The sequence below is a fragment of the Bacillus multifaciens genome, assembly GCF_030756675.1.
Classification (GTDB): Bacteria; Bacillota; Bacilli; order Bacillales; family Bacillaceae_G; genus Bacillus_A; species Bacillus_A multifaciens.
The window spans coordinates 1-15,169 of record NZ_JAVBXD010000015.1 but is presented as its reverse complement, the minus strand read 5'-3'; the positions used below and the strand labels follow the sequence as shown (position 1 = coordinate 15,169).

Annotated in this window: 12 protein-coding genes; 6 read left to right on the top strand and 6 right to left on the bottom strand. The window is 36.4% G+C overall.

The window, feature by feature from the left end; genetic code table 11:
* Window positions 1-9 precede the first annotated feature (9 nt).
* The 6 genes from mnmG to rpmH all read right to left on the bottom strand — a co-directional run bounded on the left by mnmG (window position 10) and on the right by rpmH (window position 5,673).
* Window positions 10-1,899: a tRNA uridine-5-carboxymethylaminomethyl(34) synthesis enzyme MnmG gene (mnmG, locus tag Q9306_RS11570; RefSeq protein ID WP_306198481.1), complete on the bottom strand. Its 1,890-nt coding sequence runs from the start codon at window positions 1,897-1,899 to the stop codon at window positions 10-12.
* A gap of 20 nt (window positions 1,900-1,919) precedes the next feature.
* Window positions 1,920-3,296, bottom strand: a complete 1,377-nt coding sequence (gene mnmE, locus Q9306_RS11565) for a tRNA uridine-5-carboxymethylaminomethyl(34) synthesis GTPase MnmE (protein ID WP_306198480.1) — start codon at window positions 3,294-3,296, stop codon at window positions 1,920-1,922.
* A 378-nt stretch (window positions 3,297-3,674) separates the two neighbouring features.
* Window positions 3,675-4,292 (bottom strand): RNA-binding cell elongation regulator Jag/EloR, encoded by a 618-nt coding sequence (gene jag, locus Q9306_RS11560; protein WP_306198479.1) that lies wholly within the window; start codon window positions 4,290-4,292, stop codon window positions 3,675-3,677.
* Window positions 4,289-5,056, bottom strand: a complete 768-nt coding sequence (gene spoIIIJ, locus Q9306_RS11555; protein ID WP_306198478.1) for a YidC family membrane integrase SpoIIIJ — start codon at window positions 5,054-5,056, stop codon at window positions 4,289-4,291. Before spoIIIJ ends, jag begins: the two co-directional genes overlap by 4 nt.
* Before the next feature lie 39 nt (window positions 5,057-5,095).
* On the bottom strand, window positions 5,096-5,461 hold the full coding sequence (rnpA, locus tag Q9306_RS11550; protein ID WP_098914385.1) for a ribonuclease P protein component: 366 nt from the start codon (window positions 5,459-5,461) through the stop codon (window positions 5,096-5,098).
* Between the two features lie 77 nt (window positions 5,462-5,538).
* A complete protein-coding gene (gene rpmH, locus Q9306_RS11545) occupies window positions 5,539-5,673 on the bottom strand; it encodes a 50S ribosomal protein L34 (protein WP_000831901.1) in 135 nt (44 codons plus the stop codon).
* Window positions 5,674-6,235: 562 nt separating this feature from the next.
* On the opposite strand from rpmH, the gene dnaA reads away from it, so the two are divergent.
* The 6 genes from dnaA (at window position 6,236) to gyrA (ending at window position 14,910) form a co-directional block, all read left to right on the top strand.
* Window positions 6,236-7,579, top strand: a complete 1,344-nt coding sequence (gene dnaA, locus Q9306_RS11540; protein ID WP_306198476.1) for a chromosomal replication initiator protein DnaA — start codon at window positions 6,236-6,238, stop codon at window positions 7,577-7,579.
* Between the two features lie 187 nt (window positions 7,580-7,766).
* Window positions 7,767-8,912 carry a DNA polymerase III subunit beta gene (gene dnaN, locus Q9306_RS11535; protein WP_306198474.1) on the top strand — a complete coding sequence of 382 codons (1,146 nt, stop codon included), beginning with the start codon at window positions 7,767-7,769 and terminating at the stop codon, window positions 8,910-8,912.
* A gap of 127 nt (window positions 8,913-9,039) precedes the next feature.
* On the top strand, window positions 9,040-9,252 hold the full coding sequence (yaaA, locus tag Q9306_RS11530) for a S4 domain-containing protein YaaA (RefSeq protein ID WP_028411084.1): 213 nt from the start codon (window positions 9,040-9,042) through the stop codon (window positions 9,250-9,252).
* A 12-nt stretch (window positions 9,253-9,264) separates the two neighbouring features.
* Window positions 9,265-10,392: a DNA replication/repair protein RecF gene (gene recF, locus Q9306_RS11525; RefSeq protein WP_306198472.1), complete on the top strand. Its 1,128-nt coding sequence runs from the start codon at window positions 9,265-9,267 to the stop codon at window positions 10,390-10,392.
* Between the two features lie 38 nt (window positions 10,393-10,430).
* Window positions 10,431-12,353, top strand: coding sequence for a DNA topoisomerase (ATP-hydrolyzing) subunit B (gyrB, locus tag Q9306_RS11520; RefSeq protein ID WP_306198470.1), 1,923 nt, complete (start codon window positions 10,431-10,433; stop codon window positions 12,351-12,353).
* Window positions 12,354-12,444: 91 nt separating this feature from the next.
* On the top strand, window positions 12,445-14,910 hold the full coding sequence (gene gyrA / locus Q9306_RS11515) for a DNA gyrase subunit A (protein WP_306198468.1): 2,466 nt from the start codon (window positions 12,445-12,447) through the stop codon (window positions 14,908-14,910).
* The last annotated feature ends 259 nt before the right edge of the window (window positions 14,911-15,169 follow it).

The window sequence follows — 15,169 nt, the reverse complement described above, 5'->3', positions numbered from 1 at the left end:
CCTAACTATTTATTGGTTCGATACTCGTGCAATTTTTCCTTGTTCTATATACACAAGTAAAATGGAAATATCAGCTGGATTTACCCCAGAAATACGAGATGCTTGCCCCATAGATAGCGGACGGACATCTTTTAATTTTTGACGTGCTTCAGAAGCTATTCCAGAAATTGCATCGTAATCAATATCAACCGGAATTTTTTTATTTTCCATACGCTTCATACGTTCTACTTGTTGTAAAGATTTTTCAATATATCCTTCATATTTAAGCTGAATCTCAACTTGCTCTGCTACTTCATCACTAACTTCTACTTCACTTGGAGCAAGAATATGAATATGCTCATATGTCATTTCTGGACGGCGTAATAAGTCACTCGCACGTATACCATCCTTTAGTTCACTTCCACCAGCCCCGCGAATGAGCTCTTGTACTTCAGGACGCGGTTTAATAATAATACTTGCTAAACGTTCTTTTTCTTTTTCAATTTTCTCTTTCTTTGCTGTAAAACGTTCGTAACGTTCTTCTGGAATTAACCCAATTTCATTCCCAATCTCAGTTAAACGTAGGTCCGCATTGTCATGGCGTAATAATAATCGGTATTCTGCACGGGATGTTAACAAGCGATATGGCTCATTTGTACCTTTTGTAACTAAATCATCGATTAAAACACCAATGTACGCATCTGAACGATTTAAAATCACTTCTTTTTTACCTAATGAACGGCACGCAGCGTTAATACCAGCCATTAACCCTTGCCCTGCCGCTTCTTCATAACCAGATGTTCCGTTAATTTGACCCGCTGTATATAAATTTTGTATTTTCTTTGTTTCAAGTGTTGGCCACAACTGTGTTGGTACAATTGCGTCATATTCAATTGCATATCCTGTGCGCATCATTTCTACGTTCTCTAGGCCAGGAATAGTCTTTAACATCTCTCGTTGTACATCTTCTGGTAAACTTGTTGATAAACCTTGTACATATACTTCTTGTGTATTGCGCCCTTCTGGCTCCAAGAAAATTTGATGACGAGGCTTATCATGGAAACGAACAACCTTATCCTCAATGGAAGGACAATATCGTGGGCCTGTTCCTTTAATCATGCCAGAATACATAGCGGAACGATGTAAGTTTCCATCGATTAAACGATGCGTTTCTTCACTTGTATATGTTAACCAGCACGGGATTTGATCCATAATGAACTTCGTTGTTTCAAAAGAGAATGCACGTGGTGTATCGTCACCTGGTTGAATTTCTGTTTTGCTATAATCAATTGTACTACTATCTACACGCGGAGGCGTACCTGTTTTAAAACGAACTAGTTCAAACCCAAGCTCTTCTAAATGCTCCGATAATTTCACAGATGGTTGTTGGTTGTTTGGACCGCTTGAATACTTTAAATTCCCAACGATAATTTCACCGCGTAAAAACGTACCTGTTGTAATAACAATTGTTTTCGCTGTATATTCTGCTCCAGTTTGTGTAACGACACCTTTACATACGCCATCTTCTACAACTAAGCGTTCAACCATTGCTTGACGTAATGTTAAATTTGGCGTTTCTTCAATTGTTTTTTTCAATTCATGCTGATACGCAAATTTATCTGCTTGGGCGCGAAGTGCACGTACCGCTGGGCCCTTCCCTGTGTTTAACATACGCATTTGAATATGCGTTTTATCAATATTTCTTCCCATTTCGCCGCCAAGCGCATCAATTTCACGAACAACAATTCCCTTTGCAGGTCCACCAACTGAAGGGTTACACGGCATAAACGCAACCATATCTAAGTTAATCGTTAACATTAATGTTTTTGCTCCCATACGAGCTGCTGCCAAACCGGCTTCACATCCTGCATGGCCTGCACCGATTACAATAACGTCATAAGAACCAGCGTTGTATCCCATTTTTCCATTCCTCCTTACAATTACTTTCCTAAACAAAATTGAGAGAATAACTGATCAATTAAACTTTCGTGTACAGTGTCTCCCGTAATTTCACCGAGTATTTCCCACGTTCTTGTTAAATCAATCTGTACCATATCAATTGGCACACCGTTATGAATAGCCGCGATTGCATCGCCTATCGTCTTTTCTGCTTGTGTTAATAAACCGATGTGACGAGCATTCGATACATATGTCATATCAGCTGCTTCAATTGTTCCTTCGAAGAAGAGATTAGCAATTGCCTGTTCTAGTTCATCTACACCTTTCTCTTCAAGTAAAGCCGTTGTAATAACACGAGCTGAACCAGCTAATTTTGCAACATACTCCATATCAATCTGCTGCGGTAAATCTGTTTTATTTACAATGACGATAAAGTCTTTTCCTTGCACCGCTCGAAATAACTCTTCATCTTCGTTTGTTAACGCTTCGCTATAATTTACAACAAGAAGAACTAAATCTGCTTTATTCATCATCTCTTTTGAACGTTCGACACCAATTTGTTCTACAATATCCTCTGTCTCACGAATACCAGCTGTATCAATAAGTTTCAGAGGTACACCGCGTACGTTCACATATTCTTCAATAACATCTCGAGTTGTTCCTGCTATATCTGTTACAATTGCCTTCTTTTCTTGTACAAGGCTATTTAATAGCGATGACTTTCCAACATTCGGCCTTCCGATAATAGCCGTTGCAATTCCTTCACGCAAAATTTTCCCTTGCCTTGAAGTTTGTAACAACTTTTCAATTTCTGATTTGACATAGGTTGCCTTTTCAATTAAAACACCATGCGTCATTTCTTCTACATCATCGTATTCCGGATAATCAATGTTTACTTCTACATGAGCTAACGTTTCTAAAATTTCTTGTCGTAAACGGCCAATTAACTTCGATAATCGACCTTCCATTTGATTAATTGCAACGTTCATTGCACGATCTGTTTTAGCGCGAATTAAATCCATAACCGCTTCTGCTTGCGATAAGTCAATACGCCCATTTAAAAAAGCACGCTTTGTAAATTCTCCAGGCTCTGCCAAGCGAACACCTTGCGATAAAATAAGCTGTAATACTTTGTTTACAGAAACAAGGCCACCATGACAATTTACCTCAACAATATCTTCACGCGTAAATGTCTTTGGTGCCCGCATAATTGAAACCATAACTTCTTCAATCACTTTATTTGTATCTAAATCCACAATATGCCCATACTGAATTGTATGAGATGGAACTGTCGTTAAATCTTTTCCTTTAAAAATACGGTTTACCTTCTCTACCGCATCATCTCCACTTACTCGAACAATGGCAATTGCACCTTCCCCAAGAGCTGTAGAAATCGCAGCAATTGTATCAAATTCCATGTTCTTTCACCTCACTTGCTTATTTCTCTATATTTCAACACGATTTTTTCTTTCACTAAATTATTAGGATACCATAACAAAACTGCGTAAAAAAGAATAATAACTTATTTTATTATGTCCTCACCTAAATCACGCTAAACTTATCCACTGTGCATAAGTTTAGCGCGATTTATTTATCCACAGATCATTCTCTGTCTTACATTTTACCCAGTAAAAAACCGGCACTCAAACGAGTTACCGGTTTTTCCCGCTCTAAAAGACAGTAAAACTCCTACTTCAATCTTTTAAGAAATGCAAAGCAGATAGGTTACCTATAGAGCCTGGTTTGTTCAACTAGCCAGCCATCTAGAATCAATTCCTTAGGATGGAAGTTTTATTTTATTTCGGAGATACAACAACATGTCGATGTGGTTCTTTACCTTCAGACGTCGTAATCACATATGGATGATTCAAAAGTGCTTGATGTATAACTTTTCTTTCAAAAGAAGGCATCGGTTCTAACACAACTCTTTTTTTCGTACTGCTAACTTGCTTCGCTAACCGAAGCGCAAGCGATTCTAACGTATTTTTTCGTTTCTCACGATAGTTTTCAGCGTCAATTGTTACACCGATATATTGTTTCGTACTACGATTTGCAACAAGTTTTGTTACATATTGTAAAGAATTTAATATATTACCTCTTTTTCCAATTAATACACCAACATCACTACCAGAAAGTGTAAAATGAATATCGCGCCCTTTTACATCTGCTCCAACAGTTACATCAACATCCATTTCTTTTATGATACTTTTCAAATAAAGTTCTGCTTCTTCTACAGGATCTTTTTTTACAATGACCTCTACAATAGCAGGCCGCCCTCCAATAAAACCAAGAAAAGCCTTTTTCCCTTCATCAACGACATGTATCTCAACTTTATCTCTTGATACTTGTAATTGTTCTAATGCGAATTGCACTGCCAGTTCGACCGTTTGTCCTTTAGCAGTAATCATACTCACTTACTTGATCCTCCTGCCTTACTAGCCTTAAGATCCGGCCCTTTGATCAAATATGTTTGAGCAATACCGAAGATGTTACCTACTACCCAGTAAAGAGATAATGCAGCTGGGAAGTTAATTGCGAACACTAAAATCATAATCGGCATAAGCCAAAGCATCATTGCCATTTGTGGATTTTGTCCCGCAGTACCGGCCATTGCAAGCTTTTGTTGAATAAACGTTGTAATCGCTGCAACAATTGGAAGAATGTATAGTGGATCAGGATGACCTAAATCAAACCATAAAAAACTATGTTGTTTAATTTCTGCCGTTCTAATAATTGCATGATAAAATGCAAATAAAATTGGCATTTGAATAAATATTGGTAAACAACCTGCTAATGGATTGATACCATGCTTTTGATACAATTGCATCGTTTCTTGTTGCAATTTTTGTTGAGTCGCTTGGTCTTTAGAGCTATATTTTTCTTTTAATTTTGCCATTTCAGGTTGTAATACTTGCATTGCTTTCGTACTCTTTGTTTGCTTAATCATTAATGGTAATAAAGCAAAACGAATGATAAGAGTCGTAACAACAATCGCTAAACCATAGTTATTGCCAAATAATTTTGCAAAATACGTGATTAGCTGAGAAAGTGGGTATACGAAATATTCATTCCAAATTCCAGTACTTTGCGGTGTAATCGGCTGATTTGTTTGATTACAGCCAGCAGCAATTGCCATAACAGCAATAAGCATGACTAGTAAGCCTATCTTTTTTTTCACAGCCTGCTCCTCCTTATTTCGGTATGTATATAGTGTAATTCATTTTCCTCTTTTTTCGCCATTTTTTGCCCGTTTCACTCCCGAGCGTTGCAGAGCATGAATTAAGCTTTTCTTTAATTGTTCATAGTCCATGTCTGAACAAGGCTTCCTTGCTATTATAACAAAATCTTTCCCAGAATCTATCTCATCTTTTAATTCTGTAAAAGCTTGACGGATCATACGTTTAATACGATTACGCATGACTGCATTCCCTAATTTCTTACTAACGGAAAGACCAATTCGAAAATACGGTTGATCAGGCTTCTCTAACTGGTAGATAACAAATTGACGATTGGCATTTGATTTTCCATTTTGAAAAACAGCTTGAAATTCCTCATTCTTCTTTACACGATTCTTTTTCTTCATATCAATTGAACACTCCTGTATTTCGCCAGTGGAAAATTCATAATTACTAGAAAAAAGACCACTGAACGATCAGTGGCCTACGCAGATAATACTTTTCTACCTTTACGACGACGAGCTGCTAGAACTTTGCGTCCGTTCGCTGTGCTCATACGGCTACGGAAACCATGTACTTTGCTGCGCTTACGTTTATTTGGTTGATAAGTTCTTTTCATTATATGACACCTCCCTGAGGAATAACTGTTAAAGACAGTCCTATAAATTATAGTTAATTTGTTAGGAGAATGTCAATGCCTCTGAAAATTTTAATAAAATATTCATTTTTCACCTATTCACAAGGTTGTTCACAGCACGCTCTATTTGCTGTGGATAATTTTTTTCGCCACTTTTTTCTATCCACAAATACTTTTTTCTTTTTTACACAGTATATCGTACTGTGGACAAGTTTATTCCACAAGGTATTGATTTTGTGGATAACTTTCCGAAATACATTGCTATCGCTATCTTTTTTTGATATTATAGTTGTGTTTTCACCTTGAACAAGTTTTCCACAATTGTTATTTATCCACACATTGTGTATAACTTGTGGACATGTATAATCACATGTGTATAAAAAGTTTTCCACAATGTGTTTTTTTGTCGAAAACTCTAGTTTGTATTTCAAGCACTTTTTCCTTTTAAAAAGTACTTCGTATAAATATACATCGTTTTTCGCTTACGTTATGCAAATATTAAACAGCCTGTTTACTCATCATCTTTTGTAAAGGAGGGACACCTTTGGAAAATATTTCGGATTTATGGAATAGTACCTTAAAAGAATTAGAAAAAAAGGTAAGTAAGCCTAGTTATGAAACATGGCTTAAGTCTACAAAAGCATATTCTTTAAAAAAGGACGTTTTAACAATTACTGCGCCAAATGAATTTGCACGTGATTGGTTGGAATCCCATTATTCTGATCTTATTTCAGAAACAATTATTCATTTAATGGGGGCAGAACTTACAATTCGCTTTATCATTCCACAAAGTCAAACAGAGGAGGAATTTGACTATCCTCCTGTTCAAAAGAATAAAACAATGCATGATGAACCTAATCATTTCCCACAAAGTATGCTTAATCCTAAATATATATTTGATACTTTTGTAATCGGTTCTGGCAATCGTTTTGCCCATGCTGCTTCTTTAGCTGTGGCGGAAGCGCCCGCTAAAGCATACAATCCCTTGTTTATTTACGGGGGAGTTGGACTCGGAAAGACGCATTTAATGCATGCGATTGGTCATTATGTCATCGAGCATAACCCAAACGCAAAAGTCGTTTATCTATCATCTGAAAAGTTTACAAATGAGTTTATTAATTCTATTCGTGACAATAAAGCAGTTGATTTTCGCAATAAATATCGAAACGTCGATGTTCTGCTTATAGATGATATTCAATTTCTTGCTGGAAAAGAACAGACACAAGAAGAGTTCTTCCATACGTTTAATGCATTGCACGAAGAAAGTAAACAAATTGTAATTTCAAGTGATCGTCCACCAAAAGAAATTCCAACATTAGAGGATCGCTTACGCTCACGTTTTGAATGGGGACTTATTACAGATATTACTCCTCCAGATTTAGAAACAAGGATTGCAATTTTACGTAAGAAAGCAAAAGCTGAGGGGCTTGATATCCCGAATGAAGTTATGCTTTATATTGCCAATCAAATTGACTCTAACATTCGTGAATTAGAAGGTGCCCTAATTCGTGTTGTAGCATACTCTTCTTTAATTAATAAGGATATGAATGCGGATTTAGCCGCAGAAGCACTAAAACATATTATTCCAAATTCAAAACCAAAAATTATTTCAATTTATGACATCCAGAAGGCTGTAGGGGATGTTTTCCAAGTAAAGTTAGAAGACTTTAAAGCAAAAAAGCGCACAAAATCTGTCGCTTTCCCTCGTCAAATTGCAATGTATCTGTCTCGTGAATTAACTGATTCCTCTTTACCAAAAATCGGTGAAGAATTTGGCGGACGTGATCATACTACAGTCATTCATGCCCATGAAAAAATTTCAAAGTTGTTAAAAACAGATACTCAATTACAAAGACAAATTGAAGAAATTCGCGATATTTTAAAGTAATAATTAAATAATGTGAACAACGTGAATAACTATTCTTGTTTTACACACAGTCTATCCACATGTAGATAGACTGTTTTTCCTTCTTTTTAATAAGTTATCCACATATCCACAAGCCCTATTACTATTACTACTAATTTTTTATTATTATTAAATAAACTCAATTTTATACTTACCGGAGGTTTTCGATATGCATTTTTCAATTCAAAAAGACCACCTTGTCAGAAGTGTACAAGATGTAATGAAAGCTGTTTCCTCTCGTACAACAATTCCGATTCTTACAGGGATTAAAATTGTAGCAAATGAAGAAGGTGTTACATTAACAGGTAGTGACGCAGATATATCCATTGAATCTTTTATTCCAGTTGAAGAAGATGGAAAAGAAATTGTAGAAATAAAACAATTTGGAAGTATTGTTTTACAAGCAAAATATTTTAGTGAAATTGTAAAAAAATTACCGAAAGATACAGTTGAAATTTCTGTAGAAAGTCATTTTATGACAAAAATAAAATCCGGAAAATCTGAGTTTAATCTAAATGGTTTGGATTCAGCTGAATATCCATTATTACCACAAATTGAAGAACATCATGTGTTTCAAATCCCAACAGATCTTTTAAAACATATGATTCGTCAAACTGTATTTGCCGTATCTACATCAGAAACACGCCCAATCTTGACAGGTGTAAACTGGAAGGTATATAACAGCGAGTTGACTTGTATTGCAACAGATAGTCATCGCTTAGCACTTCGTAAAGCAAAAATTGCAGGACAAACTATTGCGAATGAATTCCAAGCTAATGTTGTAATTCCAGGAAAAAGTTTAAATGAGTTAAGTAAAATTCTTGATGAATCAGAAGAAATGGTAGATATTGTTATAACGGAGTATCAAGTTCTATTCCGCACAAAACATTTGTTATTTTTCTCTAGACTATTAGAGGGTAGCTATCCTGACACTACAAGATTAATTCCGCCTGATAGTAAAACAGATATTTTTGTAAATACAAAAGAATTTTTGCAAGCAATTGATCGAGCGTCATTATTAGCGAGAGATGGACGTAATAATGTTGTGAAATTATCAACTTTAGAAAATGAAATGTTGGAAATTTCATCGAATTCTCCAGAAATCGGAAAAGTGGTGGAAGAAGTTCAATGTGAGCAATTTACTGGGGAAGAGTTGAAAATTTCGTTTAGTGCAAAATATATGATGGATGCATTAAAAGCGTTGGATAGTACAGAAATCAAAGTTAGTTTTACTGGCGCGATGAGACCGTTTTTAATCCGTACTGTGAACGATGATTCCATTATTCAATTAATTTTACCAGTACGTACGTACTAAAATTATGATAAGGGTTACTAGTGCAAATCTACTGGTAACCCTTTTGATTTATTGCTATTACTTTCCTAATGCTTGTTTATTTAGTACAATGAAAGAATGAACACTTTTAGAAAGTGAGCGATTTATGATGAAACGTATTCAAATTTCGACAGAATATATTACATTAGGACAATTTTTAAAACTGGCCGACGTGATTGATACAGGCGGAGCGGTAAAGTGGTTTTTACAAGAGTACGAAGTGTATGTAAATAAAGAGCTTGAAAATCGACGAGGCCGAAAATTATATACAAATGACATTATTGAAATTCCGGAGATCGGAACATTTCAAGTTCAAGGATAAAGGGGGATCCCTTTGTATATTACAGAATTACATTTACAAAACTATCGCAATTACGAGAAGTTAGATCTCTCCTTCGAAGATAAAGTAAACGTAATTATTGGTGAGAATGCGCAAGGAAAAACCAATTTGATGGAAGCAATCTACGTATTAGCGATGGCGAAATCTCATCGAACTTCTAATGATCGTGAACTTATCCGATGGGATGAGGATTATGGTAAAATAAAAGGGAAACTACAAAAAAGAAATAACTCTTTGTCTTTAGAACTAAATGTTTCCAAGAAAGGAAAAAAGGCAAAGTTAAATCAACTTGAGCAACAAAAATTAAGTCAATATATTGGTGTGATGAATGTTGTTATGTTTGCACCAGAAGATTTAAACCTTGTCAAAGGAAGTCCTCAAGTACGAAGACGTTTTTTAGACATGGAGCTTGGACAAATAGCTCCTGTGTATTTGTATGAATTAAGTCAATATCAAAAAGTCCTTACACAGCGTAATCATTTGCTTAAAAAAATGCAAGGAAGCAGTAAGAGTGATGAAGCTATGCTAGATGTGTTTACACTTCAACTCGTTGAACATGGTGTGAAAGTGTTAAAAAAACGTTTTGAATTTTTGCGTCTATTGCAAGAATGGGCAGCTCCGATTCATCGAGGCATTAGCAGAGGACTTGAAGAACTAGAAATAGTTTATAAACCAAGCATAGATGTATCAGAATCCATGGATTTGTCGAAAATAGAAGAAGTATACTATGAAAGTTTCCAATCTGTGAAACAACGTGAAATCTTCCGTGGTACAACCTTAATTGGGCCTCATCGTGACGATTTGCAATTCTTTGTTAATGGGAAAAACGTTCAAGTTTTTGGTTCACAAGGACAACAACGAACGACCGCGCTTTCCTTAAAGTTAGCTGAGATCGAATTGATTTATTCAGAAGTTAACGAATATCCAATCCTTTTATTAGATGATGTGTTATCGGAACTAGATGATTATAGGCAATCACATCTGCTTAATACGATTCAAGGAAAAGTGCAAACGTTTGTAACAACGACAAGTGTTGATGGAATTGAGCATGATACATTAAAGCAAGCAAAAACAATTCATGTAACGAACGGCACAGTGGATTGTGGAGAAGAAGATAAATAACTTCTGTCTAAATGGAAAAGTAGGTGATCTTTGTGTCAATGGAACAAAAGCAAATGCAAGAGAATGCATATGATGAAAGTCAAATACAGGTGTTGGAAGGACTAGAAGCAGTTCGAAAACGTCCAGGGATGTACATTGGTTCGACGAGTGGAAAAGGTCTTCATCACCTTGTATGGGAAATTGTTGATAATAGTATTGACGAGGCATTAGCAGGATATTGTGATGAGATTAATCTAGCTATTGAAGAAGATAATAGTATTACAGTAACAGATAATGGTCGTGGTATTCCAGTTGGTACGCATGAGAAAATGGGGCGCCCCGCTGTAGAAGTTATTATGACTGTTCTTCATGCAGGCGGTAAATTCGGCGGCGGCGGTTATAAAGTTTCTGGCGGTTTACATGGTGTAGGTGCTTCTGTCGTGAATGCATTATCAACGGAGTTAGAGGTATTTGTTCATCGTGACGGGCAAATCCATTATCAAAAGTATGAACGTGGTATTCCGGTTGCAGACTTAAAGGTGATTGGGGATACAGATCACACAGGAACAGTGACGCGTTTCAAACCAGATACAGAAATTTTTACTGAAACTACGGAATATGAATTTGATACGTTAGCAACTCGTTTACGAGAACTAGCGTTTTTAAATCGTAATATTAAACTAACAATTGAAGATAAACGTGAGCATAAACAAAAGAAAGAATTCCATTATGAAGGCGGAATTAAGTCTTATGTTGAGCATTTAAATCGCTCTAAAGAACCAATACATGAAGAACCGGTATATGTAGAAGGTTCAAAAGACGGAATTCAAGTTGAGGTTGCTCTTCAATATAACGAAGGATATACAACGAACATTTATTCATTTACAAATAATATCCATACGTATGAAGGTGGCACGCATGAGGTAGGATTTAAAACAGCATTAACACGCGTGATTAATGATTATGGTCGGAAAAATAATATTTTAAAAGATGCTGATAGTAATTTAACAGGTGAAGATGTTCGTGAAGGTTTAACGGCTATTGTATCCATTAAACACCCAAACCCACAGTTTGAAGGGCAAACGAAAACAAAGCTTGGAAATAGCGAAGCGAGAACAATTACAGAATCAGTTTTCTCTGAAGCACTTGAAAAGTTTTTACTTGAAAATCCAAATGTCGCTCGAAAAATTGTAGATAAGGGAACGATGGCAGCACGCGCACGTGTAGCAGCGAAAAAGGCTCGTGAATTAACACGTAGAAAAAGTGCGCTAGAGGTATCAAGCTTACCAGGAAAACTTGCAGATTGCTCTTCTAAAGATCCTTCTATTAGTGAAATTTATATCGTAGAGGGTGATTCAGCGGGTGGCTCAGCAAAACAAGGGCGCGATCGTCATTTCCAAGCGATTTTACCGCTTAAAGGGAAAATTATTAACGTTGAAAAAGCCCGTTTAGATAAAATTTTATCAAACGATGAAGTACGTACAATTATTACCGCGCTTGGTACGGGTATTAGCGGAGACTTTGATATTGAAAAGGCACGTTATCATAAAGTTATTATTATGACTGATGCTGACGTCGACGGTGCTCATATTCGCACCCTATTATTAACGTTCTTCTATCGTTATATGCGTCAAATTCTTGAGCACGGTTATGTATATATTGCGCAACCGCCATTATATAAAGTGCAACAAGGTAAGCGAGTTGAGTATGCTTACAATGATAGAGAACTTGAAACGATATTAGCGGAGCTTCCGAAACAGCCAAAACCAGGTATTCAGCGCTATAAAGGTCTCGGAGAAATGAATCCAACGCAGCTATGGGAAACAACAATGGATCCAGAAGTACGTTCACTTCTTCAAGTTTCGCTTCAAGATGCAATTGAAGCAGATGAAACATTTGAAATTTTAATGGGTGATAAAGTCGAACCACGTCGTAATTTTATCCAAGAAAATGCAAAATATGTGAAAAACCTTGATATTTAATGACTGATGACAGGAATCGGAGTATTCCTGTCTTCTACGTATAAATGAACATGATATATCGATCGGAAATGTAATGAGGAGGTGCTGGTTGATGTCAGACAACCAACAACAAGGCCGAATTCGAGAAATTAATATTAGCCAGGAAATGCGTACCTCGTTTTTAGATTATGCGATGAGCGTTATCGTATCTCGTGCACTACCAGATGTTCGAGATGGGCTAAAACCTGTACATCGTAGGGTTTTATATGCAATGAATGATTTAGGGATTACTGCCGATAAAGCGTATAAGAAATCAGCGCGTATTGTTGGTGAAGTAATTGGTAAGTATCATCCACACGGTGATTCAGCGGTATATGAAACAATGGTGCGAATGGCCCAAGACTTTAGTCAACGTTATATGCTAGTAAACGGACATGGTAACTTCGGTTCTGTCGATGGTGATTCGGCGGCTGCGATGCGTTATACAGAGGCAAAAATGTCCAAGATTTCTATGGAACTATTGCGTGATATCACCAAAAATACAATTGATTATCAAGATAACTATGATGGTTCAGAAAGAGAACCAATTGTATTACCTGCGCGCTTTCCTAATTTATTAGTAAATGGTGCAACCGGTATTGCCGTTGGGATGGCAACGAATATTCCTCCGCATCAGCTTGGTGAAGTAATTGATGGGGTATTAGCGTTAAGTCACAATCCAGAGATTACAATCGCAGAATTAATGGAGTATATTCCTGGCCCAGATTTCCCAACAGCTGGTCAAATTCTTGGACGGAGTGGAATTCGAAGAGCGTATGAAACAGGGCGTGGTACAGTAATTCTTCGTGCAAGAGTAGAGATTGAAGAGAAGGCAAATGGGAAACAATCTATTATTGTAACTGAACTACCATATCAAGTGAATAAAGCAAGGTTGATTGAAAAGATTGCGGAGCTTGTTCGAGACAAAAAGATTGATGGTATTACAGATTTACGTGATGAATCAGATCGAAATGGTATGCGTATCGTCATGGAATTACGACGAGATGTAAATGCAAATGTGTTATTGAATAACTTATATAAACATACAGCACTTCAGACAAGCTTTGGTATTAATATGCTATCGCTCGTAAATGGAGAACCAAAAGTATTAAATTTAAAAGAATGTCTATATCATTACCTGGAGCATCAAAAGGTTGTTATCCGTAGACGTACTGCATACGAATTAGAGAAAGCGGAAGCTCGTGCTCATATTTTAGAAGGTTTACGCATCGCGCTAGATCATCTTGATGAAGTAATTACTCTAATTCGTAATTCGAAGACAGCAGATATTGCAAAGCAAGGATTAATGGAACGTTTTGGTTTAAGTGAAAAACAAGCACAAGCAATTTTAGATATGCGTTTGCAACGTTTAACCGGATTAGAGCGTGAAAAAATCGAACAAGAATATCAAGAACTACTTGCATTGATTGCGGAGTTAAAAGCAATTCTCGCAGATGAAGAGAAAGTTCTTGAAATTATTCGTGAGGAATTAACAGAAGTTAAAGATCGCTTTAATGATACACGAAGATCAGAAATTACAATTGGCGGTATGGAAGCAATCGAGGATGAAGATTTAATTCCAGAGCAAAACATTGTAATTACACTTACTCATAATGGGTATGTGAAACGATTGCCGGCTTCCACGTACAAAACACAAAATCGTGGTGGACGTGGAGTTCAAGGTATGGGAACAAATGATGATGATTTTGTAGAACATTTATTAACAACATCTACACATGATCACATTTTATTCTTCACAAATAAAGGGAAAGTATACCGTACGAAAGGGTATGAAATTCCTGAATATAGCCGAACAGCAAAAGGGATACCGATTATTAACTTATTAGAAGTGGACAAAGATGAATGGGTAAATGCGATTATCCCAATCCGAGAATTTAATGATGATCAATTTTTATTCTTTACAACAAAATACGGTATTGCAAAAAGAACGCCGCTTTCCTCATTTGCTAACATTCGTAACAATGGTCTAATTGCTATTTCTCTTCGTGAAGAAGATGAACTAATTTCTGTTCGTTTAACAACAGGCGAGAAAGACATGATTGTTGGAACAAGCAATGGGATGTTAATTCGTTTCCATGAACAAGATGTTCGATCAATGGGACGTAATGCAGCTGGCGTTAAAGCTATTACACTTGGCGATGAAGATCAAGTTGTTGGTATGGAAATTGTAGAAGAAAATATGGATGTTTTAATTGTTACGAGAAATGGCTATGGTAAACGTACTCCAGTTGAGGAATATCGTTTACAAAGTCGTGGTGGTAAAGGACTTAAAACATGTAATATTACAGATAAAAATGGTAAGTTAATTGCTGTTAAGTCTGTACATGGCGAAGAAGATATTATGCTTATTACAGCGGCAGGTGTGTTAATCCGCATGCCAGTTGATCAAATTTCTCAAATGGGACGTAATACACAAGGTGTTCGTTTAATCCGTTTAGAGGGCGATCAGGAAGTCGCAACAGTGGCAAAAGCGCAAAAAGAAGACGAAGAAGAAAATCAAGGGAATGAAGAAGAATAAGGGGGGGATTTCTCCCTTATTTTTTTTGAAAATAGGACTTGCTTATACAGTAGAAAGTGTATATAATAAGCGGAGTCAGCAATTTTAGTTAATAAAAAAACAAAAGAAGTTGTTGACGAGGACGAAATATCATGTTATATTATGAAAGTCGCTAAAACGCGATATTGAACTTTGAAAACTAAACGAAACAAACAACGTGAAACGTCAATTTTTATTTATGATGCTAGACAAACACTTTATTGGAGAGTTTGATCCTGGC